Annotated in this window: 22 protein-coding genes; 9 read left to right on the forward strand and 13 right to left on the reverse strand. The window is 67.1% G+C overall.

Annotated elements, in window-relative coordinates:
* Positions 1 to 3 precede the first annotated feature (3 nt).
* Positions 4 to 3585, reverse strand: a complete 3582-nt coding sequence (gene car, locus DQP57_RS05485; protein WP_240631683.1) for a carboxylic acid reductase — start codon at positions 3583 to 3585, stop codon at positions 4 to 6.
* A 143-nt stretch (positions 3586 to 3728) separates the two neighbouring features.
* On the reverse strand, positions 3729 to 4484 hold the full coding sequence (locus tag DQP57_RS05490; protein ID WP_112632034.1) for a L,D-transpeptidase: 756 nt from the start codon (positions 4482 to 4484) through the stop codon (positions 3729 to 3731).
* 283 nt (positions 4485 to 4767) lie between these two features.
* Here DQP57_RS05490 and DQP57_RS05495 point away from each other — a divergent pair, with 283 nt between their 5' ends.
* Positions 4768 to 5700 carry a LysR family transcriptional regulator gene (locus DQP57_RS05495; RefSeq protein ID WP_112632119.1) on the forward strand — a complete coding sequence of 311 codons (933 nt, stop codon included), beginning with the start codon at positions 4768 to 4770 and terminating at the stop codon, positions 5698 to 5700.
* Here the strand turns inward: DQP57_RS05495 and oxc are convergent.
* Complete coding sequence (gene oxc, locus DQP57_RS05500) at positions 5684 to 7441, reverse strand: oxalyl-CoA decarboxylase (protein WP_112632035.1); 1758 nt, start codon at positions 7439 to 7441, stop codon at positions 5684 to 5686. The two genes, DQP57_RS05495 and oxc, sit on opposite strands and share 17 nt — an antisense overlap.
* A 266-nt stretch (positions 7442 to 7707) precedes the next feature.
* Here oxc and DQP57_RS05505 point away from each other — a divergent pair, with 266 nt between their 5' ends.
* Positions 7708 to 9303 (forward strand): FadD7 family fatty acid--CoA ligase, encoded by a 1596-nt coding sequence (locus tag DQP57_RS05505; RefSeq protein WP_112632036.1) that lies wholly within the window; start codon positions 7708 to 7710, stop codon positions 9301 to 9303.
* A gap of 12 nt (positions 9304 to 9315) precedes the next feature.
* Here DQP57_RS05505 and DQP57_RS05510 read toward each other — a convergent pair whose 3' ends face one another.
* Together DQP57_RS05510 and DQP57_RS05515 are read right to left on the reverse strand one after the other, a co-directional pair.
* Positions 9316 to 11475: an elongation factor G-like protein EF-G2 gene (locus tag DQP57_RS05510; protein WP_112632037.1), complete on the reverse strand. Its 2160-nt coding sequence runs from the start codon at positions 11473 to 11475 to the stop codon at positions 9316 to 9318.
* A 140-nt stretch (positions 11476 to 11615) separates the two neighbouring features.
* Positions 11616 to 12041 (reverse strand): TIGR03668 family PPOX class F420-dependent oxidoreductase, encoded by a 426-nt coding sequence (locus tag DQP57_RS05515; RefSeq protein ID WP_112632038.1) that lies wholly within the window; start codon positions 12039 to 12041, stop codon positions 11616 to 11618.
* 173 nt (positions 12042 to 12214) lie between these two features.
* Here DQP57_RS05515 and DQP57_RS05520 point away from each other — a divergent pair, with 173 nt between their 5' ends.
* From DQP57_RS05520 to DQP57_RS05535, 4 genes are all read left to right on the forward strand, one after another.
* On the forward strand, positions 12215 to 13297 hold the full coding sequence (locus DQP57_RS05520) for a S1C family serine protease (RefSeq protein WP_112632039.1): 1083 nt from the start codon (positions 12215 to 12217) through the stop codon (positions 13295 to 13297).
* Positions 13298 to 13418: 121 nt separating this feature from the next.
* The gene (gene treS, locus DQP57_RS05525; RefSeq protein WP_112632120.1) at positions 13419 to 15191 is read left to right on the forward strand and encodes a maltose alpha-D-glucosyltransferase; all 1773 of its coding nucleotides are present in this window, start codon (positions 13419 to 13421) and stop codon (positions 15189 to 15191) included.
* Positions 15192 to 15246: 55 nt separating this feature from the next.
* A complete protein-coding gene (locus DQP57_RS05530) occupies positions 15247 to 16596 on the forward strand; it encodes a maltokinase N-terminal cap-like domain-containing protein (RefSeq protein ID WP_112632040.1) in 1350 nt (449 codons plus the stop codon).
* 68 nt (positions 16597 to 16664) lie between these two features.
* Positions 16665 to 17351: a YoaK family protein gene (locus tag DQP57_RS05535; RefSeq protein ID WP_112632041.1), complete on the forward strand. Its 687-nt coding sequence runs from the start codon at positions 16665 to 16667 to the stop codon at positions 17349 to 17351.
* 60 nt (positions 17352 to 17411) lie between these two features.
* On the opposite strand, the gene ag85C is transcribed toward DQP57_RS05535, so the two are convergent.
* The 7 genes from ag85C to DQP57_RS05570 all read right to left on the reverse strand — a co-directional run bounded on the left by ag85C (position 17412) and on the right by DQP57_RS05570 (position 24694).
* Positions 17412 to 18437 carry a diacylglycerol acyltransferase/mycolyltransferase Ag85C gene (gene ag85C, locus DQP57_RS05540; RefSeq protein WP_112632042.1) on the reverse strand — a complete coding sequence of 342 codons (1026 nt, stop codon included), beginning with the start codon at positions 18435 to 18437 and terminating at the stop codon, positions 17412 to 17414.
* A 233-nt stretch (positions 18438 to 18670) separates the two neighbouring features.
* Positions 18671 to 19489 (reverse strand): ABC transporter permease, encoded by an 819-nt coding sequence (locus DQP57_RS05545; RefSeq protein ID WP_112632043.1) that lies wholly within the window; start codon positions 19487 to 19489, stop codon positions 18671 to 18673.
* Positions 19479 to 20309 (reverse strand): ATP-binding cassette domain-containing protein, encoded by an 831-nt coding sequence (locus DQP57_RS05550; protein ID WP_112632044.1) that lies wholly within the window; start codon positions 20307 to 20309, stop codon positions 19479 to 19481. Before DQP57_RS05550 ends, DQP57_RS05545 begins: the two co-directional genes overlap by 11 nt.
* A complete protein-coding gene (locus tag DQP57_RS05555; RefSeq protein WP_112632045.1) occupies positions 20306 to 20758 on the reverse strand; it encodes a MarR family winged helix-turn-helix transcriptional regulator in 453 nt (150 codons plus the stop codon). Before DQP57_RS05555 ends, DQP57_RS05550 begins: the two co-directional genes overlap by 4 nt.
* Positions 20759 to 20825: 67 nt before the next feature.
* Positions 20826 to 21323: a metallophosphoesterase family protein gene (locus DQP57_RS05560; RefSeq protein ID WP_112632046.1), complete on the reverse strand. Its 498-nt coding sequence runs from the start codon at positions 21321 to 21323 to the stop codon at positions 20826 to 20828.
* Between the two features lie 24 nt (positions 21324 to 21347).
* Positions 21348 to 24266, reverse strand: coding sequence for an RND family transporter (locus DQP57_RS05565; RefSeq protein WP_112632047.1), 2919 nt, complete (start codon positions 24264 to 24266; stop codon positions 21348 to 21350).
* Positions 24263 to 24694: an MmpS family transport accessory protein gene (locus tag DQP57_RS05570; RefSeq protein ID WP_112632048.1), complete on the reverse strand. Its 432-nt coding sequence runs from the start codon at positions 24692 to 24694 to the stop codon at positions 24263 to 24265. Before DQP57_RS05570 ends, DQP57_RS05565 begins: the two co-directional genes overlap by 4 nt.
* A 232-nt stretch (positions 24695 to 24926) precedes the next feature.
* On the opposite strand from DQP57_RS05570, the gene DQP57_RS05575 reads away from it, so the two are divergent.
* From DQP57_RS05575 to DQP57_RS05585, 3 genes are read left to right on the forward strand one after another with little or no spacing between them, the layout of a single operon-like run.
* Positions 24927 to 25235 carry a metal-sensitive transcriptional regulator gene (locus DQP57_RS05575; protein WP_112632049.1) on the forward strand — a complete coding sequence of 103 codons (309 nt, stop codon included), beginning with the start codon at positions 24927 to 24929 and terminating at the stop codon, positions 25233 to 25235.
* A gap of 28 nt (positions 25236 to 25263) precedes the next feature.
* Entirely contained in the window at positions 25264 to 25878 is a 615-nt protein-coding gene (locus DQP57_RS05580) for a DsbA family protein (RefSeq protein WP_112632050.1), read from the forward strand.
* 54 nt (positions 25879 to 25932) lie between these two features.
* Positions 25933 to 26328, forward strand: coding sequence for a DUF302 domain-containing protein (locus tag DQP57_RS05585; RefSeq protein ID WP_112632051.1), 396 nt, complete (start codon positions 25933 to 25935; stop codon positions 26326 to 26328).
* A 42-nt stretch (positions 26329 to 26370) separates the two neighbouring features.
* Here DQP57_RS05585 and DQP57_RS26805 read toward each other — a convergent pair whose 3' ends face one another.
* The gene (locus tag DQP57_RS26805; RefSeq protein ID WP_165821753.1) at positions 26371 to 26544 is read right to left on the reverse strand and encodes a hypothetical protein; all 174 of its coding nucleotides are present in this window, start codon (positions 26542 to 26544) and stop codon (positions 26371 to 26373) included.
* Positions 26545 to 26635 lie beyond the last annotated feature (91 nt).

Here is a 26635-nt window from a genome sequence, read left to right on the forward strand (position 1 = left end):
TCGTTACACCAGGCCCAGTAAACCCAGATCCGCGACGTACTTATCGATCAGCGCCGCCGACAGATGCGGAATATCGTGGTCTGCACCGATTTTCGCGGCCCGCACGGCGTCGCGGAACACGTCGGTGGGGGCCGGCGCGCCGCGCAGCGGTATCTCCGGTTTGCGGTAGGCGTCCAACAACGGCAGTACCGAAAGCTGACGCTGCTTGTCCGGCAACGCGCGGATGGCCGTGGTGAATCGGGTCAACCATTCGTCGTAGTCGTCGATGCGGCGGATGTCGTGCCCGGCGGCGATCAGCCAGTCGACGAACACATCGAGGGAGATGCCGTCGTCGTGCGGGTTCATCACGTCGAAGGACCGGTAAACCCCGGAAGTATCAGCGGCCGTGGCGATCTGCTCGCCGAGCGTGGTCACCGCTTCGGCGACGAAGTCGGCGGGCAGCCCGTCATAGTGGGCCACCGCTCGGTTTCCGTGCGGATCGGCCTGGTAGAAGGAGCCCGGTGCGATGCCGGTGATCAACAAGCTGAACAGCAGCCGGGTGAACGCATCCGGAACGTTCAGCTGGCCGGCATACCGGCTGTGCGCCAGGATCATGTCGGACCGGAATACGGCGACCGGCAAGCCGCACAGGTCGTGCGCCTCGCGCAGCAACACCTCCCCGGCCCACTTGCTGTTGGCGTAGCCGTTGGCGTAGCTGTCGTCGACCGGCCGTACCGCGCTGACGGTGCGGATGTCACCGTCCTCGGCGAACGTGGCCGGATCGACCGACAGGGCCACCGCGACGGTCGACATGTACGTGACGGGTTTGATCCGCGTCGTGATGGCCAGGCGAATCAGCTCGGCGGTCCCCACCGCGTTGGGACCGAAGAGTTGGTCGTAGGGCAGCACGTGGTTGACCAGCGCGGCCGGGTGCACGATCAAATCCACGCTGTGCGCCAGGCGCTCCCACGTCGGCTGTGCCAGGCCAAGATTGGGCTCGCCGATATCGCCGACGATGACCTCGAGGTGGTCGGCGGCCAGCGCGCGGAACCGCTCCAGCAGTTGCGGATCCCCGCTGTCGAACACAGCCTCGAGCCGTTTGGCGGCGGCCGAGGTGTCCGCGGCGCGGATGACCGCGATGAGAGTTCCGCCGGTTTCGGCCAGCCGTTCGAGCCACTCCAGGAGGAGGAAACGCCCGAGGTAACCATTGGCACCGGTGAGCAGCACGGTATGAGGTGTGCCCGTCGCGCGCGGCAGCGCCGGGGCCTCGGCCAGGGTGGTGGCGTCGATGAACTTGTCCAGCGTGAGGTCCGAGGCGCGGACCTGCGTCGCGCCCTGACCGTGCACCGTGGCGAACGTGGGCCGCCGGGATTCCGAGTCACGCTCGGCCTCAACGTATTTCGCGAGCTGACCCAGATCGGTTGCCGGTCCGGTGATCATCCCCACCGGTACCTCGACGTCGAAGATGTCCCGCAACAGGTTGGAAAAGGTCAGCGCCGACAGGGAATCGCCGCCGAGATCGATGAATAAAGCGTCCGGTGGCGGGGGGCCGCCGGCCAAGCCCAGCAGCGCCTCGGCCGCGCGGGCGAGCGTCACGATCACCGGCCGGTCGGCCGCGCCTTCGCGCAAGGCGCGCAGTTCGGCCACCCGGTTCTCGGCCAGCTCCGCGTACAGCTGTTCGAGCCGAGCGCCGTAGTGCTCCTTGAGCTTTGGCCGCAGCAGCTTGCCCACTCCGGACAGCAGGCCGTTGTCCTCGCTGAACGACTCGGTCTCGACCAGGAAGTCGACGGGCACCTCGTAGGACTGCAGCTCGGCGAGCTTGGCCGTCTGGCGTAGCGACTCGCCGAGAGCTGCCTTCAGTCCGTCGGCATCGCCGGCGTACCGCTGCGCGGCATCGTCGGTCGGGACGACCACGGCCAGCAGATAGGGCCGTTCGCTGTTGCCGTAGACGAAGATCTGGCGAACCAGAGCCGCGCTGGAGAACACCGATTCCAGGCGCGCCACGGCGACGAACTCACCCTGGGCCAATTTCAGCACGTTGTTGCGGCGGTCGACATAGGCGAGCCGGCCCGGCTCCAGCTCGGCCATGACGTCACCGGTGCGGTAAAAGCCGTCGGCGTCGAACGCGTTGGCGGTGACGTCGGGTCGTTTGAAATATCCGGGCGTCGCGGTCAGCGACTTCACCAGCAATTCGCCTCGCGGATAGGGCTTGTCGGTGCGGAAATACCCCAACTCGGGGACGTCGATGAGCTTGTAGTCCAGCACCGGCGGCTGGGTGATCCTGCCGTCCTTGGTCACCATGCCGACCTCGGTCAGGCCGTAACCGTCGAGAACGTGGACATCCAAACAAGTCTCGATGAAGGCGCGCATCTCCGCGGCCAGCGGGGCGGTGCCGCAGAACGCGGTCACCACGCGTCCACCGAGGACCTGCTCGCGCAGCTCGGCCTGCGCCTGAGCCTGCGCGTCGCGGGGTTGCACGCCCGACACCTCGAGACGGTCGACCGCGCTCTGGTAGCGCTGGTAGAGCATTTCCGCCACCCGCGGCACCAGCCCCATTTCGGTGGGGCGCACCAGGTTCCAATCGTCGAACAAGGTCGACAGGTCGCTTTCCGGGACGAAATAACTGGTGCCGCCTGCCTGGAAGGCCGTGGACAGCGGTATCCGGCCGCCCAGGTGATTCAACGGCATGAAGTTCACGTTGATCACCGGCGTGTCCGTGAAGTCGGGCATCAGTTCGGTGGTCCACAGCTTGCAGAGCATCCGCTCGGTGTACATGGCGCCCTTGGGCAATCCGGTGCTGCCCGACGTGTACATGATCATGGCCAGCCGCTCATCGGTGTCGCCGGTGAACATCGGCTCCGGGGGCAGGCTACGTCCGCGCTCGATCACCGCCGCGAGCGTCTCGATGGTCACCGGGATGCCGGCGCCGGCCAGCTTCGCCTGCGCGCGTTCGACCGCCTCGCGTTGGTCATCGACCTCGGGCTGGTAGTCGAACACCACCACCCGCCGCAGCGACGTGGTGCCGAGCACGGCTTCGACGGCGAGGTCGAGATAGCCGACACCGGCGGCCAATACGGACGGCTCGACCTCGTCGACGATCGGCTTCAGTCGTGACGCGGTCGTGTTGTGTTGCAGCGGCACGGCCACCAGGCCGAGATAGCCGCAGACGAGATCGATGGTGAGGTATTCGGCGCTCGCGAAACCGACGGTGGCGACGAAGTCCCCGGGCGCCACGGGGTTGGTGGCGTCGCGTCGCCAGGCGGCGGCGATGGCGCGCACGTCGGCCCACAGCTCGCGGTAGGTCATGGTGTCGAACCGGGGCAGCAGTTGCGCGCTGGTGCGGCCGGTGCCGGGGTCGGTCGTCAAGGCGCGGGCCCGCCACCCCAGTACGGGGCGTTCGGCATAGCCCCGGGCAAAGGTTTCCAGGATCTGCGGCAGCCGCAGGCCGGGTTGGCGTGCCGCGCTCTGCAGGGCGGGGTCGGGCTTGGCGCTTCGGAACTCGTCGTCGCGGGCGTCCAATTCGCTGATGCGCTGGGCTACCTGCTGGCGCGCCGCGCTGATCGGGCCTGTGGAGCCGCCGTTCGCTCGCTTCGCTTCATCGGTCATGGCCCGCCTCCCGTTTCGATCCAGTCGTCTACCGGAACGAACCCCCGCGGGCCAGGCTTCCGTTCACCGGTTGTGACGGTTGTCACACCGCGCCCGTGGCGCGCCAATCAACCCCGACGGCGCCGAAATGCGCGCGGTGCGGCTCAGGCCACGACCTGAATGGGGTCCCCGACGTTCACCTCGTTGAAGTACCAGGCGGCGTTGTCGGGACTGAGGTTGATGCAGCCATGGCTGACGTTGGCGTAGCCCTGGGAATCGACCGACCACGGGGCCGAGTGCACGTAGACACCACTCCAGGTGACGCGCACGGCGTAGGAGGCGGTGATCTTGTATCCCTCGGGGGAGCTCAGGGGGATGCCGATGGTCCGCGAGTCCATCACCACGGTGCGCTGCTTTTCCAGCGCGGTGAAGCTGCCGATCGGGGTGGGACGGCTGGGCTTGCCCATCGACGCCGGCATGGTGCGCAGCACCTCTCCGTCCCTGCTCACCGTGAAGGTGTGCTTGGAAATGCTGGCGACGCCCAGCAGCGCTTCACCGGTGTCGAATCCGGTCGTCATGGCCTGAATGCCCACCGAGACGTGGGTGTGGGTGGGCCAGTACTGGTTCGGGACCCATTGCACCACGGTGTCGTGGACCCACTCGAAGTGTCCGGGCGTGCCGCTGGGCGAGGTCACGTGAATGGACCGCTCGGCCGCGGACCGATCGGCCACCGGGGCGGTGAACGTCACCACCACGGGGTGGGCCACGCCGACCACGGCCCCGTTAGCGGGCAAAACCGAGGCGACGTCCGGGGTGGGTTGCGGTACCGGCACGGCGGCGGTGCTGTGACCGACCGGTCCCACCAGCCCCATCGCCGTGATCGCGACCATAACAAACAGATAACGAACGCCTCGACGCATAGCGTCCACCCTTCGAGATGGTGCGATCAACACACGAATATCCTACTGGTTACCCACTGATGGCCGGTTTCAGCAAACAATGACAGCTCGGCCCGCTCGCCACGGTAACGATCCGACCACCGATCGGGTTCAGTTGCGTCAGGGGCGCAGCCGAGGGGTGTGGACCCGTCGCGGCAACCGCTGGGTCGCGGCGCGCGGACCTGCTTGGCCCACCTGCCGGCAACGCGTTAGCCTCAGCGGGATCGGTGCCGAAAATGCCGAGCCCGGATACGAGGGAGTGCGGGTGCTCTTCCGCCAACTGGAGTACTTCGTTGCGGTCGCTTCCGAGCGGCACTTCGCCCGGGCGGCCGAAAAGTGCTTCGTTTCCCAGCCCGCGCTGTCGGCGGCGATCGCCAAGCTGGAACGGGAATTGAACGTCACGCTGATCAACCGCGGGCACAGCTTCGAGGGCCTCACGCCCGAAGGGGAGCGGTTGGTGGTGTGGGCCAGGCGGATTCTCGCCGAGCACGACGCGTTCAAATCCGAAGTGGACGCCGTGCGCTCCGGCATCACCGGGACGCTGCGGTTGGGTACCGTGCCGACCGCGTCCACGACGGCGTCCCTGGTGCTCTCGGCGTTTTGTTCGGCACACCCGTTGGTGAAGGTGCACATCCTTTCTCGCCTGGCGGCGAGCGAACTGTACCGGCGCCTGCGCGAGTTCGAGCTCGATGCCGCCATCGTGCACGCGGCGCCCGACGAGGCTCATGACGTGAACGTGGTTCCGCTCTACCAGGAGCGCTACGTGCTGCTGGCGCCCGCGGACATGGTGGGATCCGGCGCGGCGACGATGACCTGGGTCCAAGCCGCCCAGTTGCCGTTGGCGTTGCTCACGCCCGACATGCGCGATCGTCAGATCATCGACAAGGCCTTCGCCGACCATTCCATCGCCGTCAGCCCGCAGGTCGAAACCGATTCCGTGGCATCGCTATTCGCTCAGGCGTCGGCGGGCAACTGTGCGTCCATCGTCCCGCACACGTGGCTGTGGACATCGCCGCTCGGGCCCGACATCCGGGCGGTGGAACTGGTCGATCCGGTGCTCAAGGCCGATGTCGCCCTGGCCACCAACGCCACCGGGCCCGGCTCACCGATCGCCCGCGCGCTGGCCGCGTCCGCCGGGCAGCTGGCGCTCAACGAGTTCTTCGACGCGCAGCTGCTCGGAGTTACCCGCCGGCGTTGACCGGCCGCGGTGTCGCCGCGCTGGCCGGGTTCAGGTTGGCCAGGTGCCCGCTTTCCACCCCCGCCGCCGGGTCGAGTTCGCAGTCGATGATCGACGGCCCCGCGGAGCCGATCGCCTCGCTCAGCGCGGCGCGCAGCTCCGACGGGTCGGCGACGTGATATCCCTTGCCGCCGAACGCTTCCGCGAGCAGTTCGTGGCGCGCGCGGGCGTTCAGTACGGTCGGCGCCGGATCCGACGCCGTCGCGGCCGTGCGGGGTGCGGCCTCGTCGCCGCGGTAGACGCCGCCGTTGTTGAGGATGACGACGGTGACCGGCAGGCGGTAGCGGCAGATGGTTTCGATCTCCATGCCGCTGAAGCCGAATGCGCTGTCACCCTCGATCGCGACCACCGGCTTGCCGGTCTCGACGGCCGCGGCGATCGCGTAGCCCATCCCGATGCCCATCACGCCCCAGGTGCCCGTGTCGAGCCGGTGCCGCGGCAGCTCCATGTCGATGACATTGCGGGCCAGGTCGAGCGCGTTGGCCCCTTCGTTGATGATGTACACGTCCCGGTTGTCCTGCAGGACAGAGCGAATCGCACCGAGCGCGTTGTAGAACCGCATGGGGTGCGGATCGTCGGCCAGACGGTCGCGCATCTTGGCGTCGTTGCGGGCGCGGCGCTCGGCCAGCTCGCGCGTCCACTCCGGTGGCGCGGTGATGGGCCGCACGGCCACGCCGTCACACAGTGCGGACAGCACCGAGCCGATGTCGCCGGCCAGCGGCGCATCGATCCGCTGGTTGCTGTCGAACTCGGCGGCGGCGATGTCCACCTGCAAAAATTTGGCGTCTGGGCTCCACTGCGGCGAATCCCCATGACCCAGCAGCCAATTCAGCCGGGCGCCGACCAGTAGGACCGCGTCGGTGCGGGCGATCGCCAGCGAGCGGGCGGCCGCGGCCGACTGGGGGTGTGAATCGGGCAGTAGGCCCTTGGCCATCGACATGGGCAGGAACGGAATCCCCGTCGACTCGACGAACCGACGAATCACGTTGTCGGCCTGGGCATACGCCGCGCCCTTGCCGAGCACGATCAGCGGCCGCTGCGCGTGTGCCAGCACGTCCAGCGCGCGTTCGATCGCCTCGGGCGCCGGCAGCTGCCGGGGCGCGGGGTCCACGACCCGCCAGATCGAGTCCGCCCCCGCGACGGCGTCCATGGCCTGGCCCAGCACCTCGCCGGGGATGTCCAGGTAGACGCCGCCGGGCCGCCCGGAGACCGCGGTGCGAATGGCGCGGGCGATGCCGCGCCCGATGTCCTCGATCCGGCTGATCCGATAGGCGGCCTTCGCGAACGGCTGCGCGGCGTTGAGCTGGTCCAGGTCCTGATAATCGCCGCGCTGCAGATCCACCAGCGCCCGGTTGCTGGAACCGGAAATCTGAATCATCGGAAAGCAATTCGTGGTCGCATTCGCCAGGGCCGGCAGCGCGTTGAGGAAGCCGGGTCCGGACGTCGTGAGGCACACGCCGGGGCGGCGGGTGAGGAATCCGGCTGCGGCGGCGGCATTTCCGGCCGAGGCTTCCTGCCGGAAACCGATGTAGCGGATTCCGGACGCCTGCGCGATGCGGGCGAGGTCGGTGATCGGGATGCCGACGATGCCGTAGATGGTCTCGACACCGTTGGCCTTGAGCGCATCCACCACCAGGTGAAAGCCGTCGGTCAGGCGTGTCGGCTCGGGCGCCGAGCTTCCGGATGCCGAAGCTGTGGACATGTGACGACTCCTCGGATGCGTGCGGTCGGCGGGCTCGACGCGCCGGGCGGGTACTGCTGTAGCCCTCACTGTGGCCCCAGCGCACACCGCGTGTCCAAGACGAAGGCACTATCCGGTGATTCGCGTTGTCTATCGTGCCAGCTCAACGGCCCGTCGTGGCGGTTCGATAGCCGCCGGTTATCGATCGTGAGCGGATCGATATTGGACGGCCCAGAAGCCCGCGCGGCAGGGTGGGCAGCGGTAGAAGAAGTGGAAGGAGCACGGTGATGAGGTCTGAGGCGATTGGCAGCGGCCAGGGCTCGACGGAATCCGCCAGCCCCCGTCTGGCCGACCTGGTCGAGGCGGCGGCACGCCGGTCGCCGCAGGCGCGGGCGTTGGTCGTCACCGCCGAACGCACACCCGTGAACTACCGCGACCTGATCGGGCTGGTCGATGATCTGGCCACCCGGCTGCAGGCCGGCGGCCTGCAGCCGGGGGATCGCGTCGCGCTGCGCGCAGCCAGCAACGCCGAATTCGTCGTCGCACTGCTGGCGGCGTCGCGCGCGAATCTCGTTGCGGTTCCCCTGGATCCGGCTTTGCCCCTCGCCGACCAGCGCGCCCGCAGCGATGCGGTCGGTGCCCGGGTGGTGCTCGTCGACCAACCCGGCGACGCCGACTGTGACCGGGCGGCACCCCCGCGGTGGCCCGTCGCGGTGACGGTCGGGCCTGACGGCACCGCCCCGGCGGTCACCCTGGACGTCACCGCGGCGCCCCGGCCGGACGTCTCGACACCGGAGGGCCTGCGCGACGACGACGCCATGATCATGTTCACCGGCGGGACCACCGGAGTGCCCAAAATGGTTCCGTGGACCCGCCATAACATCGCCGCCTCGGTGGCGGCCATCGTCGCCGGGTACGGGTTGGGTCCGCGCGACGCGACGGTGGCGGTGATGCCGCTCTACCACGGCCACGGACTGCTCGCCGCCCTGCTGGGCACCCTGGTGTCCGGGGGAGCGGTGCTGCTTCCCGCGCGCGGGAAGTTCTCCGCGCATACGTTCTGGGATGACATCGAGGCCGTCGGCGCCACCTGGTACACCGCCGTCCCGACGATCCATCAAATCCTGTTGGAACGCGCGCGATCCGAGCAACCGGACCGCACGCCCGCCCTGCGGTTCATCCGGAGCTGCAGCGCGCCGCTGACCGCCGAGACCGCGCAGGCGCTGCACGACACGTTCTCGGCACCGGTGGTGTGCGCATTCGGGATGACCGAGTCCACCCACCAGGTGGCAACGACGGCCATCGGCGGCGCCGGACATAGCGAAAACCCCGGTGCCACACCGGGTCTCGTGGGCCGCTCGACCGGTCCGGAAATCCGGATCGTCGGGCCGGACGGTCAGGCGCTGCCCGCGGAGGCCGTCGGCGAAGTCTGGCTGCACGGCCCCACCGTGGTGCGCGGTTACCTCGGCGACCCGTCGATCACCGCCGCCAACTTCACCGAAGGATGGCTGCACACCGGGGACCTGGGCACCCTGTCACCGGCCGGCGATCTCGTCATCCGCGGCCGGATCAAGGAGCTCATCAACCGGGGCGGGGAAAAGATTTCACCGGAGCGCGTCGAGGGCGTCCTGGCCAGCCATCCCGCCGTGCTCGAGGTGGGCGTGTTCGGCGTGCCGGACAAGCTCTACGGCGAGGCGGTGGCGGCGGTCATCGTCGCGCGCGGATCGGCGGCGCCGACCCCCGACGAACTGGCGGCGTTCTGCCGCGGCCGGTTGGCCCCTTTCGAGGTGCCGGCCCAGTTCCAGCAGGCCGATGAATTGCCGCACACCGCAAAGGGTTCGCTGGACCGCCGCGCGGTGGCCGCGCGGTTCGGTCGGACGGCCTGACGGGCCAGGGCCCTAGACGGTGGCGTTCACCCTGGCGGCCGCGGATTCCGGCATCGGTTCGTAACGGGCGAACGACCGGGTGAACGACGCCGCGCCGTGCGCCAGCGACCGCAGGTCGATGGCGTACCGGGTCAGTTCCACCTGGGGCACCTCGGCTTTGACCACGGTGCGTTCGTTGCCCGCGGTGTCGGAGCCCAGCACCCGGCCGCGCCGGCTGGACAGGTCACCCATCACCGCGCCGACGTAGTCGTCGGGCACCAGCACCGAGATCTCGTCGATGGGCTCGAGCAGCGCCACCCTGGTTGCCGCCGCGGCCTCCCGCAGCGCCAGCGAGCCGGCCATCTGGAACGCGAAGTCCGACGAGTCGACGCTGTGCGCTTTGCCGTCGAGCAGCGTGACGCGGATGTCGACCACCGGGTAGCCCGCGTGCACGCCCTTCTCCATCTGGGCGCGCACACCCTTCTCCACACTCGGAATGAATTGGCGCGGCACCGCCCCGCCGACCACCTTGTCGACGAACTCGAATCCCGAACCCTCCGGCAGCGGCTCCACCTCGATGTCGCACACGGCGTACTGCCCGTGCCCGCCGGACTGCTTGACGTGGCGGCCATGGCCTTTTGCCTTGCCGCCGAACGTTTCTCGCAGCGGGACCCGCAGTTCCACGGTATCGACGGTGACCCCGTAGCGGTTGGCCAGCGCGTCGAGCACCACGCCGGCGTGCGATTCGCCCATGCACCACAGCACGATCTGATGCGTCTCGGAGTTCTGCTCGATCCGCAGTGTCGGATCTTCGGCGGCCAGCCGTCCCAGCCCCATCGACAGCTTGTCCTCGTCGGTCTTGGCGTGCGCCGCGATGGCGACCGGCAGCAGCGGCTCGGGCATGGTCCAGGGCTTCAAGACCAGGGGTTCGGATTTGTCTGAAAGCGTGTCACCCGTTTCGGCGCGGCTCAGCTTCCCGATCGCGCAGATGTCACCCGCCACCACGCTCGCCGCCGGGCGCTGCTGCTTGCCCAGCGGGAAGGACAGCACCCCGATGCGCTCGTCCTCGTCGTGGTCGGGGTGGGCGTGGCCGTTACCGTTGGCGGCGCCGAAGAACGACGCAAAATGGCCCGACACATGGACCGTCGTGTCGGGCCTGATGGTGCCGGAGAACACCCGGACCAGGCTGACCCTGCCCACGTAGGGGTCCGACGTCGTCTTCACCACCTCCGCGAGCAACGGCGCGTCCGCATCGCACGTCAGGGTGGCGTGCGGCGCACCGACCGCCGTGAAGACCTCCGGCAGCGGGTGTTCCCGCGGAGACGGGAAGCCGCGCGTGGCGACCTCCAGTAATTCCAGGGTGCCGACGCCGCTGCTGCTGCAGACCGGGATCACCGGAAAGAACGAGGCCCGGGCGACGGCCCGCTCCAGATCCGCGATGAGCACGGATTCGTCGATGGCCTCGCCCCCGAGATAGCGATCCATCAGCGACTCGTCCTCGGACTCCTCGATGATTCCTTCGATCAGGGCGCCGCGCGCTTCCTCGATATGCTCGGCGTCGGAGGGATTCGGCGCCTGCACGGCCCGCGTGCCGTCGGTGTATTCGTAGCGCTTCTGCGACAGCAGTCCGATCAGGCCGCTGCAGTTGGGCAGGCCGGTGGGCAGATACAGCGGTAAAACCTTGTCGCCGAAGGCATCCTGCGCGGCGGCCAGGGCTTCGGCGTAGTTCGCGCGGGTGTGGTCGAGCTTGGTGATCACCACGGCGCGGGGCATACCGACCTGGTTGCATTCCTGCCACAGCGATTTGGTGGGCTCGTCGACGCCCTCGTTGGCCGCGATCACGAACAGCGCGCAGTCCGCGGCCCGCAGTCCGGCGCGCAACTCGCCGACGAAGTCGGCGTATCCGGGGGTGTCGACCAGGTTGACCTTGACGCCGTCGTGCGACAGCGATGCCACGGCCACACCCACCGACCGTTGCTGGCGGATCTCGGCGTCGTCGTAGTCGCAGACCGTGCTGCCGTCGGCGACCGAGCCGCTTCGGGTCAACACACCGGCGGCGACCAACAGGGCTTCTACGAGTGTGGTTTTGCCGCCCCCGGACGGGCCCACCAGCACCACGTTGCGGATTTGGTCCGGACCGTCGGCGGTGGGGGCGTTCCCCGCGCCTTGGGAAGTATTTGTCCTGTCGGCCATGACTTTCCTCCAGATGCCGGGACGCACCGTTGCTGACCTCGCTAGCACCTAACTAGCTACCATTCACCCAACTTCGGTAGACCACAAGACCGTCGGGCCAGATCGAGTGGTGCGCGCGCCGCGACGGTTCGGGGCCCCGATCAGTAATGCCAGCCGGACCAACGCCGCACCGCCACCGCTATAACCGGTCCGTCCAGTGAAACCGATTGATACTGGGGGTATTTCGCGCGCAGGAGCCGGTAGCCCAGGTCTGCGGCGTCCCCGTCGGTGTGGATCGTGGCGACACCGTCGGCGCGCGCCCACCACAGCTGGGTCCAGTCGTCGGCGTAGTGATCGACCAGCAGGCTCACGCGCGGGTTGCGGTCGATGTTGGCCAGGCGGCGCAGCCGCCGCGTCGTTTTCGGTTTCGCGTCGACGGCCGTGTACACCACGTCGGAGCCGTCCCGGGCGTCGGTGGCGACCGCGAAGACCACCGGCACGACGTGTGGTTGCCCGCCGGGGGCAACCGTGGCCAGTCGGGCCACCGGGGACTCGGTGAAGCGGGCCTTGGGGTCGAATTCGCCCACCGGGCCAGCTTAGGACGACCGGGAAGTATGCACCGGAAGCCGACGAGCCTCGTCAGACCTGACACATGTCGTGCATAGCTATCTGCATTACGGTTATATACACACAAATGTGCCGCCAAGAGCTTGAGGCCGGGACAGTTTGTTCTCTACCGCAAAGCAGGAGGGTGACACCGATGAGCAAATCGCACCGCCGCGCCGTCCGGTGGTCATGGTTGGTCAGCGCGCTGACCGTGGTCGGGCTGGGCCTCGGCTTGGGAACCGGTGTGGGCCTTGCGCCTGCGGTGGCGTCACCGTCGAACCTGGCGCTGGATCGGTACACCGATCGTCCCCAGTCGCCGCTGGATCCGTCGGCGATGGTGGGTCAGGTCGGGCCGCAGGTGGTCAACATCGACACCAAGTTCGGCTACAACAATGCGGTGGGCGCCGGAACGGGCATCGTCATCGATCCCAACGGCGTCGTCCTGACCAACAACCACGTGATCTCCGGCGCCACCGACATCAGCGCATTCGACGTCGGCAACGGGCAGACCTACGCCGTCGACGTGGTCGGCTATGACCGCACGCAGGACATCGCGGTGCTGCAACTGCGCGGCGCCTCCGGCCTGCCCACCGCCGTGATCGGCGGCGAGGCCGCGGTGGGAGAACCCGTCGTCGCGCTCGGCAACGTCAATGGGCAGGGCGGCACGCCCAACGCGGTGACCGGCAAGGTCGTCGCACTGAACCAGAGCGTCTCGGCGACGGACACCCTGACCGGCGCTCAGGAGAGCCTGGGTGGCCTCATCCAGGCGGACGCGCCGATCAAGCCCGGTGACTCCGGCGGGCCGTTGGTGAACAACGCCGGTCAGGTGATCGGCGTGGACACCGCCGCCACCGACAGCTACAAGATGTCCGGCGGTCAGGGCTTCGCCATCCCCATCGGACGCGCGATGGGCGTCGCCGGGCAGATCCGGTCGGGCGCCGGCTCGAACACCGTGCACATCGGTCCCACCGCGTTCCTCGGCCTGGGCGTGATGGACAACAACGGCAACGGCGCGCGGGTGCAGCGGGTGGTGAGCACCGGTCCCGCCGGCGCCGCCGGCATCGCGCCCGGCGACGTCATCACCGGCGTCGACAACGTCGCGATCACCGGGGCGACGTCCATGACCGAGGTGCTCGTTCCGCATCACCCCGGCGACGCGATCACGGTGCACTACCGGTCCAACGACGGCGGTGAGCGCACCGCGAACATCACACTGGCGGAGGGTCCGCCGGCCTGACATCCACGCCGGCGAGACCCCGCGGGGAGTCAATTCATTTGTCACCGGGCGTGTTTCGTCACAAGCGTGTGGGCGTGATTCCGAAAGTCGCGCCCAGGGTACCCGTGGCATCGTGGATTTGATGAACGACGCAAGAGAAGCTGTCGAGCACCATCCCGAGGGGGGCAGTCACGTCCAGGACGGCGTCGTCGAGCACCCCGACGCCGAGGATTTCAACAACGCCGCCGCGCTGCCCACCGACCCCACGTGGTTCAAGCACGCCGTGTTCTACGAGGTGCTGGTGCGGGCCTTCCTGGACGGCAACGCGGACGGGTCCGGTGACCTGCGCGGGCTGCTGCAACGACTGGATTACCTGCAGTGGTTGGGCATCGACTGCATCTGGCTGCCGCCCTTCTACGACTCGCCCCTGCGCGACGGCGGGTATGACATCCGGGACTTCTACAAGGTGCTGCCCGAATTCGGGACGGTCGAGGGTTTCGTCGCGCTGCTCAACGCCGCGCACGAGCGCGGGATCCGGGTCATCACCGACCTGGTGATGAACCACACGTCCGACTCCCACCCGTGGTTTCAGGAGTCGCGGCACGACCCCGACGGCCCGTACGGCGACTTCTACGTGTGGAGCGACACCAGCGAGCGCTACACCGACGCCCGGATCATCTTCATCGACACCGAAGAGTCGAACTGGACGTTCGACCCGGTGCGCAAGCAGTTCTATTGGCACCGGTTCTTCTCGCATCAGCCGGACCTGAACTACGACAACCCGGCCGTGCAGGAAGCGATGATCGACGTGCTGCGCTTCTGGCTCGAGCTGGGCATCGACGGGTTCCGGCTCGACGCCGTGCCCTACCTGTTCGAACGCGAGGGCACCAACTGCGAGAACCTGCCCGAGACCCACGCCTTCCTCAAGCGCGTGCGCAAGGTCATCGACGACGAATTCCCGGGACGGGTGCTGCTGGCCGAGGCCAACCAGTGGCCGGCCGACGTCGTCGAATACTTCGGCGACGCCACCACCGGCGGTGACGAATGCCACATGGCATTTCATTTCCCGCTGATGCCGCGCATCTTCATGGCGGTGCGCCGCGAATCTCGCTTTCCGATCTCGGAGATCCTGGCCCAGACGCCCGAGATCCCGGACATGGCCCAGTGGGGGATCTTCCTGCGTAACCACGACGAGCTGACGCTGGAAATGGTCACCGACGAAGAGCGCGACTACATGTACTCCGAGTACGCCAAGGATCCGCGGATGAAGGCCAACGTCGGCATCCGCCGCCGGTTGGCGCCGCTGCTGGACAACGACCGCAACCAGATCGAGCTGTTCACCGCGCTGCTGCTGTCGCTGCCCGGCTCGCCGGTCTTGTACTACGGCGACGAGATCGGCATGGGCGACGTGATCTGGCTCGGCGACCGGGACGGCGTGCGCACGCCGATGCAGTGGACGCCGGACCGCAACGCGGGCTTTTCCAAGGCGAATCCCGGGCGGCTCTACCTGCCGCCCAGCCAGGACTCCGTCTACGGCTATCAGGCGGTGAACGTCGAGGCCCAGCGCGACACCAACACGTCGCTGCTGAACTTCACCCGGACCATGCTGGCGGTGCGGCGCCGCCATACGGCCTTCGCGATCGGAACGTTCGAAGAGCTCGGCGGCTCGAACCCGTCGGTGCTGGCGTTCGTGCGGCAGGCATCCGACGACGGCGACACCGTGCTGTGCGTCAACAACCTCTCCCGCTTTCCCCAGCCGATCGAATTGAACCTGCAGCACTGGAGCGGGTGCACGCCGGTCGAGCTGACCGGGCACGTGGAATTCCCGCGCATCGGCCACCTGCCCTACCTGCTGACACTGCCGGGACACGGTTTCTACTGGTTCCAGCTGACCGGATGCGCGGAGGACGCATGACGACCCCGCGACCCGCGACGAGGCAGACTGATGCGCATAAGGAGGAGTGGCCCAAATGACTCAGCCAGCCAAGCTGCCGTGGTCTGAGTGGCTTCCACAGCAACGTTGGTACGCCGGACGTAACCGGCAACTGTCGCGCGCCGAGTCCAGTGTTGTCGTCCCGCTCGACGACGACCTCGACCTGGTCCTCGTCGACGCCGACTACGCCGACGGTTCACGCCACCGGTACCAGGTGATCGTGCGATGGGATGCCGCACCGGTCTCCGAGTACAGCAGCGTCGCCACCATCGGTTCGGCCGACGACCGGACCGGGTTCGACGCGATGTACGACGCGGAGGCGCCGCGGTTGCTGCTCTCCCTGATCGACTCGTCGGCCGTGCGCGACGCGTCGGGCGCCGAGGTGATCTTCGCCAAAGAGCCGGGCGTAAAGCTCCCGCTGGAGGCGATGCCGCACGTCTCCGACGCCGAGCAGTCCAATACCAGCGTCATCTTCGACCGCGACGCCATCTTCAAGGTGTTCCGCCGCGTCAGCAGCGGCATCAACCCCGACATCGAGCTGAACCGCGTCCTCGGCCGGGCCGGCAACCCGCACGTCGCGCGGCTGCTGGGGACCTACGAGATGACCGGCCGCGACGGCGGCGCCGACGCGGCGTGGCCGTTGGGCATGGTCACCGAATTCGCGGCCAACTCAGCGGAGGGCTGGGCGATGGCCACCGCCAGCGTTCGTGACCTGTTCGCCGAGGGCGACCTGTACGCGTACGAGGTCGGCGGCGACTTCGCCGGAGAGTCCTACCGGCTTGGCGAGGCCGTGGCTTCCGTGCACGCCACCCTGGCCGAGACCCTCGGCACCTCGCAGGCCGTATTTCCGGTGGACAACGTGCTGGCGCGGCTGTCCGCGACCGCGGCCCTGGTACCCGAGCTCGAGGAGCACGCGGCGACGATCGAGGAGCGGTTCGCCAAGCTGGTCACCGAGACGATCACCGTCCAGCGCGTCCACGGCGATCTGCACCTGGGCCAGGTGCTGCGCACGCCGGAGCGCTGGCTGCTCATCGATTTCGAGGGCGAGCCCGGGCAGCCGCTCGAGGAACGCCGTGCACCCGACTCGGCGCTGCGCGACGTGGCCGGCGTGCTGCGCTCGTTCGAGTACGCCGCGTACGGGCCATTGGTCGACCAGGCCGACGACAAGCAGTTGGCGGCCCGGGCCCGCGAGTGGGTCGAGCGCAACCGCACCGCGTTCTGCGACGGCTACGCGGCCGCCTCCGGCACGGATCCGCGCGATTCGGCGCAGCTGCTGGCGGCCTACGAGCTCGACAAGGCCGTTTATGAGGCCGGTTACGAGGCCCGGCACCGGCCGGCCTGGTTGCCGATCCCGTTGCGCTCCATCGCCCGTCTCACCGCCGCCTAGCGCGTCGCCGTCTCTGGCCCGGCCTCGCGTGCGCTGCGCGTGCCGCGACTGTCTGACAGCATGTGCGTGTGCCGAACGAGATCAACAACAGTGAAACGCGGTTGTCGTGGGTCCTGGCCGTGCTGGCCGGGATATTGGGGGCGACCGCCTATACGCATTCCGCCGGATACTTTGTGACCTTTATGACAGGCAACGCCCAGCGGGCGGCGCTCGGGTTCTTCCGCGGGGACGTGGTGCTGTCGATTTCGGCGGGTGTGTTGATCGCGTGCTTCGTCGCGGGCGTGATCATCGCTTCGGTATGCCGGCGGCATTTCTGGGTGGCGCACCCGCACGGGCCCACGGTGCTGACGACGTTCAGTTTGGCGGCGGCGACCGCGGTCGACGTCGTCGACGAGGGCTGGACCGAGAACCTGCTCGATTTCGCGCCGATCATGTTGGTGGCGTTCGGGATTGGGGCCTTGAACACGTCGTTCGTCAAGGACGGTGAGGTGTCGGTTCCGCTGAGCTATGTCACCGGCACGCTGGTGAAGATGGGTCAGGGCATCGAACGCCACATCGCGGGTGGGACGGCCGCGGATTGGCTGGGCTACTTTCTGCTGTTCGCCAGCCTGGTGCTGGGCGCCGCCGCGGGTGGCTTCATCAGCCTGTTCGTCAACGGAACGTGGATGCTGGTGGTGGCCACCGTGGTGTGCGCGCTGACCACCGGCTACACGTACTTCCACTCCGACCGCCGGGCCCTGCTCAAGGAGGCCTGAGGAAAAAGCATCGGCAGTAGCGCTGACCGGTGCGCTACTGCCGATGCTGGCTTTTTGGCCTCAGGCCGCGGGAGGGCTAGCGGCGGGGGCGCTAACCGGTGCGGCGTTGACCGTGTTGAGGGTTTGCAGGATGTCGGGCTTCATCGCGACCAACTGCTGGTTCCAGTAGGGCCACGAGTGCGTCCCGTTGGCCGGGAAGTTGAACACACCGTTGCGTCCGCCCGCGGCCACGTAGTTGTTCTGGAACTGCTCGTTGGTGCGTAGCGTCATGCCTTCCAAGAACTTGGCCGGCATGTTGTCGCCGCCGAGGTCGCTGGGCGTGCCGTTACCGCAGTAGACCCAGATGCGGGTGTTGTTGGCGACCAGTCGCGGAATCTGGACCATCGGGTCGTTGCGCTTCCACGCCGGGTCGCTGGACGGCCCCCACATGCTGTTGGCGTTGTAACCGCCCGCGTCGTTCATCGCCAGCCCGATCAGGGTTGGCCACCAGCCCTCGGACGGGTTGAGGAAGCCCGACAGTGCCGCGGCGTAGGGGAACTGCTGCGGGTAGTAGGCCGCCAGGATCAGCGCGGAGCCGCCCGACATCGACAGCCCGACCGCGGCGTTGCCGGCCGGCGAGACCTGCTTGTTCGCCTGCATCCACAGCGGCATCTCCTGGGTCAGGAAGGTCTCCCACTTGTAGGTGTAGTTCTGCCCGTTGCCCGAGGACGGCTGGTACCAGTTGCTGTAGAAGCTGGACTGGCCGCCGACCGGCATGATCACCGACAGGCCGGACTGGTAGAACTCCTCGAAGGCGGGGGTGTTGATGTCCCAGCCGTTGTAATCGTCCTGCGCGCGCAGGCCGTCGAGCAGGTAAACGGCGTGCGGTCCGCCGCCCTGGAACTGGACCTTGATGTTGCGGCCCATCGACGGCGACGGCACCTCGAGGTATTCAACCGGAAGCCCCGCCTTGGAGAAGGCTCCCGCGACGGGGGAGCCGCCAGAGGCAACGGCAAGGCCGGACAGCAGGGAGGCCCCCATAGCCGCGATCGCCAGTCGGCGCGGCATGGTAGCCGCTGCGCCACGCAACTTTTCGAAGAACGACATAGCTCTCTACCCATCCCAACTTTCATCTGCCGCAGGGTGCGGTCGAATCTGTTCTCGGGGAGTCAAACACAGCGGGAGGGCCGAATTCGTTTGTCGCGGCCGGGATGTCAGATCGCGGTTAGCTAACGATTGGGCCTCGCGCGGAAATCGTCACGGTCGGGTCACGATCGGCTTTCGGAATCATGCGCCCACCTTGCGGTCCGGTAGCGCGTGCGCTATCGCCTTCCGGCGGATCAGGCCACCAAGCGACGCAAAAGCGTTGACGCCGTGACGATTCCGAGCACCGCGGCCACCACCAGCACCAGAATGTCCGCGGGGTTGAAGGGGGTGCCGATCAACAGCGCGCGCAGCGCGTTCACCTCGTAACTGAGCGGGTTGACCTTGCTCAGCACGTGCAGCCACGCCGGCATCACGTCGACCGGATACAGGGCGTTGGAGGCGAAGAACAAGGGCATCGTGATCGCTTGCCCGATCCCCATCAGGCGGTCACGGCTGCGGACCAACCCGGCCAGCGTCATGGACAGACAGGCGAAAAAGGCGGCGCCGAGCATGACGATGGCCATCGCCGCCACGATCCGCAACGGATTGACCGTCAGGCCGACACCCATCACGTACGCCAGCGCCAGCACGCCCACCACCTGGGCCACCGAACGGACCCCGGCCGCAAACGCCTTGCCGGTGATCAGCGCCGAGGCCGGCGCGGGCGTCACCATGAGCTTGGCCAGCACGCCGGCGTCGCGGTCCCAAATGATCTGTATCCCATAGAAAATGGAGATGAACAGCGCCGACTGGGCGATGATCCCCGGTGCCAGGAACGCCAGATACGACACCGATCCGGTGGGGATCACATGGAGGTGGCTGAACGTCGTCCCGAAGATCAACAGCCACAGCGCGGGCTGCACCATCCGGGTGAGAAGTTCGGTCCGGTCGTGCTGCAGCTTCTGCAGTTCGACGATCGCGAACGCTCCGATGCGGCTGGCCAACGCGCCGGCCCGTTGCCATCCGTGCGGTGCGCGAAGCAGTGTTGCGGCCCCGGCGTTATCAACCGACACGGCGCGCCACCTTTCTGCTGGAACGAATTTCACGAATCGACCCGTTGGCTTCCGCGGGGTCCGCCTCATCGGCCAGACCCGACGCCGCGTAATGACGGAACACATCCTCGAGCGTGGCGTTGGCAGACACCTTGGCCTTCAACCTGTCGGGCGTGCCGACGGCGCGCAGTTGACCGCGGTGCATCAGCGCGACCCGATCACACAACGCGTCGGCTTCCTCCATGTAGTGCGTGGTCAGCAGCACCGTCATGCCGAACTCGGCCTGCATCTTCTGCACTTGTTCCCACACGCCGTCACGCGCGATGGGATCGAGCCCGACAGTCGGCTCGTCGAGCACCAGCAGCGACGGGCGGTTGACCAACGCCTGCGCCACCTCGAGGCGCCGGACCATGCCGCCGGAGTAGGACGACGCCAGCCGGTCGGCCACGTCGATGAGATCCATGGCGACCAGCGCCTGGTCGACGCGGTCGGCACGCTCGGCGCGCGGCACCCCGTACAGCCGCGCGAACCACGCCACGTTCTGCTTGCCGGTCAATGCGGGCTCGATCGAAAGCTGTTGGGGCACATAGCCGATATTGCTTCTGATGTCGGTGGTTTGACGGCGGGCGTCCATCCCGAAAATGCGCAGTTCGCCATGCTGGACCGGGGTCAGCGTGGTCAGCATCCGGACCATGGTCGTCTTGCCGGCGCCGTTGGGCCCCAGCAGGCCCATGGTTTCACCGGGCCGTACCTGCAGTGTCACGTCATCGACGGCGGTGAACTGGCCGTACCGGTAGGTCACGTTCCTGGCGTCGACCGCCATCGGCAGCGATCCGCTCATGGTCGCCGCTCTCTCATTGTCCGGGTCATCGTGTCGAGGACCTCCAATCCTTTTGTCAAAGCCTCGATTTGGTCGTCGTCAAGCTCGTCGATCACCTCGGACAGCAATGCCCGCCGGGTGGCGCGGGATGCGTCGACGACCTGCTGAGCGGGCTCGGCGAGCCGCAGCTGGCACACCCGGCGATCGCTGTCGCCGGCCGTCCGCACCAGCAGACCGCTCGACACCAGCTTGGTGACCAGGGTGGAGGCGGTGTTGGGCACCAACCCCAGCTCGGCGGCCGCGGCGCTGACCGAGATCCCCGGCCGCCGGCCGACCAGCCACAACAGCTCCGACTGCGACTCGGACAGCCGTGACGAATCGAACCCGTGACCGACCGACCGGCGGAGTTGCCGGCGGAACCTGCCGACCACGCCGAACAGCTCGCCCGCCACATCGGTGCGTGATTTCATATGCACCCATAGTACCTCTGTAGCCGAGCTATCTATGTGGGGAAGCTATGTAGCAGGTATGTACCCGTTACCTGGGCAGACGATGCAGCTCGACGTCGGTCAGCGCGCCGGCGTCGACGCGGGCCGTCATGTAGGTGCAGAACGGCTGGCGGCGGCGGTCCGTCGGCGACCCGGGATTGAGCAGTCGCAACCCGGTTTCGGTGGTGGTGTCCCACGGGATGTGGCTGTGCCCGAAGACCAGCACCTCGGTGTCGGGATAGAGCCGCGACATGCGCGTCTCGCGTCCGGTGGTGGCGCCGGTCTCGTGCACGACCGTCAACCGCACCCCGGCCAGGGTCACATCGGCGCGTTCGGGCAGTCGCGCCCGTATCGCCGGGCCGTCGTTGTTGCCCCAGCACCCGACCAGCCTGGCCGCTCGGGCCTCGAGCTCATCGAGGAATTCCGGCGCTATCCAGTCGCCCGCGTGCACGACGACGTCGGCCGCGGCCACCGCGTCCCACACCGGCGCCGGCAGGTCGCGGGCGCGCTTGGGGATGTGGGTGTCGGCAATCAGCAGGAGCCTCACAGCACCATCCTGCGCCTGCGATCATCACCTCCGTGACGGAGCCAGGGCCCCACCGGGTTCGCCATATGCCCCGTCCGGCGCCTCACCCAGTAGAAGCGACCGAACGAGGCGACGCGGACCGAAGGGCCGGAGCATGGAGCTGGCGGGCCGCAACCGCACCCGCATCGGCCACCAGAACCAGCGCCCGAGCAGGGCCGCGATCGACGGTGTCATCAGCGAGCGCACAATCAGCGTGTCGAAAAGCAGCCCGAGACCAATCGTGCTGCCGGCCTGGCCGATCGAGCGCAGATCGCTGGCGACCATCGACATCATCGTGAAGGCGAACACCAGGCCCGCCGACGTGACGACTCCACCAGTTTCGCCCATCGAGCGGATGATGCCGGTCTTCACGCCCGCGCCGATCTCTTCCTGGAACCGCGAGACCAGCAGCAGGTTGTAATCGGATCCGACCGCCAGCAGGATGATCAACCCGAACACCGGCGCGATCCAATTCAATTCGAGGCCGAAGAGGTGTTGCCACACCAGGACAGAGAGACCGAAGGCAGCGCCCAGCGACAGCAGCACCGTGCCGACGATCACCAGGGAGGCGACTAATGCGCGGGTGATGATCAGCATCACGACGAAGATCAGCGTCAGCGCCGCTAGCCCCACGATCAGCAGGTCGTAATGGGAGCCCGATTGGATGTCGCGGTAGATGGCCGCGGTCCCGGCGAGGTAGAACTTGGCGCCGGTCAGGGTGGTCCCCTTCACCGCTTGATGCGCGGCGGTCAGCTCCGGCATGACCGCGGAGATGCCAGCCGGTGTCGCAGGATCCACCTCGTGGGTGATGATGAAGCGCGCGGCCTTCCCATCGGGCGACAGGAAAAGTTTAAGACCGCGCTGAAAGTCGGGATTCTGGAATGCTTCTGGCGGCAGGTAGAAGTAGTCGCCACTGCGGGAGGCGTCGAAGGCCTGTCCCATCGCGCTCGCCATGTCGGTCATCTGCTCCATTTGCGTGATCAGGCCGGAGAAGCTGCTGTGCATCGTAAGTAGCGTCCCCTGCATCGATTGGGCGACGGCGATGATCGGCGGAAACTCGGTCAGCATCTCGGGCAGTATGGCGTCGACGTTGTTCACGTCCTTGATCAGCGTGGTCATGTTCTCGCTGAATTTGTCCACGCCGTCGATCGCTTCGAAGACCGATCTCGAGGCCCAGCACACCGGGATGTTGAAGCAATGCTGCTCCCAATACAGATAGTTGCGGAACGGTCGCGCGAAATCATCGAAGTCCGCCAGATGATCGCGCATCTCGTTCAGCGTGGTCTGCATCTCGTGCATATCGCCGACCATCTGATGCGTCGTGCCGCCCATCTGTCCGAGCAGGCCCTGCATCCGCCGCATCGAGACGATCATGGCGCCGAGGTCATCACCCATCTTCTGCATGTCATCGGTGCGGTCCTTCATGAACTGAATGTTCTGCCGGATCGGAATCGCTTGCGCGCTGACCTGAAACGGGATGGACGTATGCTCGATCGGACCGCCTAACGGCCGGGTGATGCTCTGCACCATCGCGATTCCAGGTGATGCGAAGACGTTCTTGGCGATCCGGTCCAGCATGATCATGTCGCCGCTGTTACGCATGTCGTGATCGCTTTCGACCATCAGGATGTCGGGATTCATGGTGGCGGCGCTGAAATGGCGCTCGGCCGCGGCATATCCGACGTTCGACGGCAGGCCACGCGGTATGTAGAAGCGATCGTTGTAGCTGACCTTCATGCTCGGCATGATCAGGATGCCGACGATGGCTATGACGAGCGAGGTCGCGAACACCGCACCGGGCCAGCGAACAGAGGCGGTGCCGATCCGCCGCCAGCCGCGCGTCTTGATCATGCGTCGGGGGTCGAGCAAGCCGAATCGGGTGGCCACCGCGACGACTGCGGGCGCCGCCGTCATCGCCCCCGCCACAACGACAAGCAGGCCCAGCGCTGACGGGATGCCGAGCGCCTTGAAATACGCGAGGCGTGCCAAGTACAGGCAGAACGTAGCACCGGCGATCGTCAACCCCGAGCCCAAGATGATGTGGTAGGTCCCGCGAAACATCGTGTAGTAGGCGGTTTCTCGATCTTCACCGGCCTGACGCGCCTCTTGATAGCGCCCGACGAGAAAGATCGCGTAATCGGTTCCCGCCGCGATCGCCAACGAAGACAACATCGCAACGACGAACGTCGAGAAGCCCAGTAGGCCGGAGTTCCCGAGGAGCGCGACCAGCCCTCTGGCCGTGCCCATTTCGAAACCAACCATGACGAGAACCAGAAGCACCGTGCTGATCGAACGATAGGCGATGAACAGCATGATCATGATGACCAGGCCGGTCACGCCCATCATCTTGAACATGCTTTTATCGGCGGCTTCGTTCATGTCGGTGGTCAGCGCCGCGGGTCCCGTGACGTATACCTTGAGCCCCTTGGGCGGATTTGAGCTGTCGACGATCTCGCGGACGGCTTTCACGGATTCGTTGCCTGCGGTGCTGCCCTGATTGCCCGCCAGGTTGAGCTGGACGTAGGCGGCTTTGCCGTCCCGGCTCTGGACGCCGGCGGCGGTAAGTGGGTCCCCCCATACGTTTTGGACATGCTGCACGTGTTTGGGATCGGCCTGCAGTTTCTTCACCAGGCCGTCGTAGAAGCGACGCGCCTCGTCGCCGAGTGGACTGCTGTTCTCCAGGACGATCATCGCGATGCTGTCAGAGTCCGACTCGTGAAAGGTTGCGCCGATGTGTTTGGCGGCGATCATTGCGGGCGCATCTTGCGGCGACATGGTCACCGCGTGGTTTCGTGCGACCGACTCGATCGGCGGCACGAACACGTTGAGGGCCACCGTCAGGAGCAGCCATCCCAGCAGGATGGGGACGGCGAACCTGCGGACGAACCGCATGAATTTCGGATGATTGTCGTTGTTGGTGTTCATGCGGCCTTCACCAGACAGGAGGTTTGGGCATGACGCCCGGCCGAGGATCGCTCGTCCTTGAGCTCGCCGTTGACGGTGATGCGGCACCCGATGTCATTGCCGCTGCCCTGCGCCACCAGGCTGGCGATCACTGCGGGCACGGTGGTGGTGATGGTGAGCGTCCACGGCAGCGCGGTGAAGTCGACCTGCTTCGGCTGTGCGTTGTTGTCGAGGTAGTTCACGCTTCCGGTTGTGCCGCTGGGCCCGTAGACCTCATAGGTCACCCGCTTGACGTGCGTGGCTTCGAGCGGCTCGGCGCTGGTGCCGGTCGTGGTGAAGATCGCCTCGGAGCCGAAAACACCGCGGAGCCGGTCGACGGCGATGCCGCCGAGGGCAACCGCCGCTACGACGACAAGCGGCACCCATGCCCGTTTGACAAGCGTGGACATTGACGTTTCCTTCCCTTCGCGACCTGGTCTTTCTGGTAGGAAGTCTCGACCTGGGGCACCACACGCGACAGAGCCATTTGGCCCGCGCCTGGTCGGCGGCGCCTATGCATCGCGCTTGGTCGCGTGATCGGGTAACCGCAGTCTGGTTTGGAACCTAATCAAGTAATACCATACCCCCTAGGGTATCAGCCACGGCGTGGATATACCCCTCGGGGTATGGTATGAAGAAACTATGGCAAACGAAGTTCAAGGCGGTTCTCCGCTGGACCGCGACATCGCCAGACATAACCAGGGCGACATCGATGCCGTCCTCGTCCGGTTGCGTCGGGCGCAGGGACAGCTCGGCGGCGTCATCTCGATGATCGAGCAGGGACGCAGCTGCAAAGACGTCGTCACCCAGTTGGCCGCGGTATCCAAAGCCCTGGACCGCGCGGGTTTCAAGATCATCGCGTCCGGACTGCGGGACTGCATCACGACGTCGCAGGAACGGCCGGCCCTGTCGATCGACGAACTGGAGAAGCTGTTTTTGAGCCTGGCGTGATCGCCCGGCCACGACGAACGGAGGGAAAATGTCTGCGGCACAGAGCGACTCGACCGCACCGGGGGTGACCCTGTGGCTCGACCCGGTGTGTCCCTTCACGTGGAACACCGCACGGTGGCTGCGCTCCGCCGCCGAGAAGCACGGGCTGGCCGTCGATTGGCGGCTGATGAACTTGGCCGTCCTCAACGAGGGCCGCGAAATGTCGCCCGCGCACCAGGACCGGATGCGTGCCTCGCAGCAGCTCGGCCGGCTGATGGCCGCCATCGCCCGCGAGCACGGCAGCGCCGGGTTCACCGCCGCGTATTTCGCCTTCGGCGAGCGATACTTCGACCGTTCGCAACCCCTTACCGACTCGCTGATAGCCGACGTGTTGAGCGCGGCGAACCTTCGTGACGTCGCGCCGGCCGCCGTTTCCGATGCGGCACTGGACGACATCGTCAGGAGCGCACACCAGGAGGGGCAGGATGCACTGGGTGAAACCGGCGGCAGCCCGATCCTGCGCATCGGCGAGCACACGTTCTTCGGGCCGGTCCTGACAGGGCTGCCCGACGCCGACGCCGCGGTCGCGCTGTTCGACGCGCTGGCCGCCCTGGCCGCCATTCCGCAGTTCACCCAGCTGCAGCGGCCACGCACCGAGGCCTAGCCGGCAGCGGTGAACTTCTAGGCAGTGGCGCAACGCCGGAAAGAGGAGGAACACATGACGTCAGGATTGAGCACTACGCTGCACACCTCGTTCGAGGACGCGGTGGATCGGACGACGAAGGCACTGGCCGATCAGGGTTTCGGCGTGCTGACCACGATCGACGTGAAGGCCACGCTGAAACAGAAGCTCGGGGAGGACATGGAGAACTACCTGATCCTCGGTGCCTGCAACCCGGTGCTGGCGCATCGCGCGCTGGGCATCCACCGCCAGATCGGCCAGTTGCTGCCGTGCAACGTGGTGGTGCGATCCGACCCCGACGGCGACGCCGTCCTGGTCGAGGCGATGGATCCCCAACTCATGGTCAAGGTGACGGGCGAGGCCGGGGCCTTGCAGGACGTCGCCGACCAGGCCACGGCCAAGCTGCAGGCGGCGATCGGTGCGCTCGGCTAGCCGACTGCCAAGCGCCACCGCTATGGCCGATCGAGTGCGGCGCTAGCCGTCTTGGCTGCGGGCTTCGGCGCCCGACTCGCCGGCGTCGAAAGAATCGTCGGAGCCCGCCGCGCCCACGTACGAGCCATCTTCCTCGCCCGCGGCGGCGCGGGACTGAGTCTGGTGGGTCTCAGCGTCCACGTCTTCCTCGGCCTTGTGGCCCTTGTGATCTGGCATGGTGGCTTCCTTTTCTGTGGAGGCGGAGTTGGCAGGGGGGTTCCCCGGACGGCTCGGATGAAACGGCGACCGTCTGGCGCCGGCATCGGGC

The organism is Mycobacterium colombiense, from assembly GCF_003284935.1.
Taxonomy (GTDB): Bacteria; Actinomycetota; Actinomycetes; order Mycobacteriales; family Mycobacteriaceae; genus Mycobacterium; species Mycobacterium arosiense_A.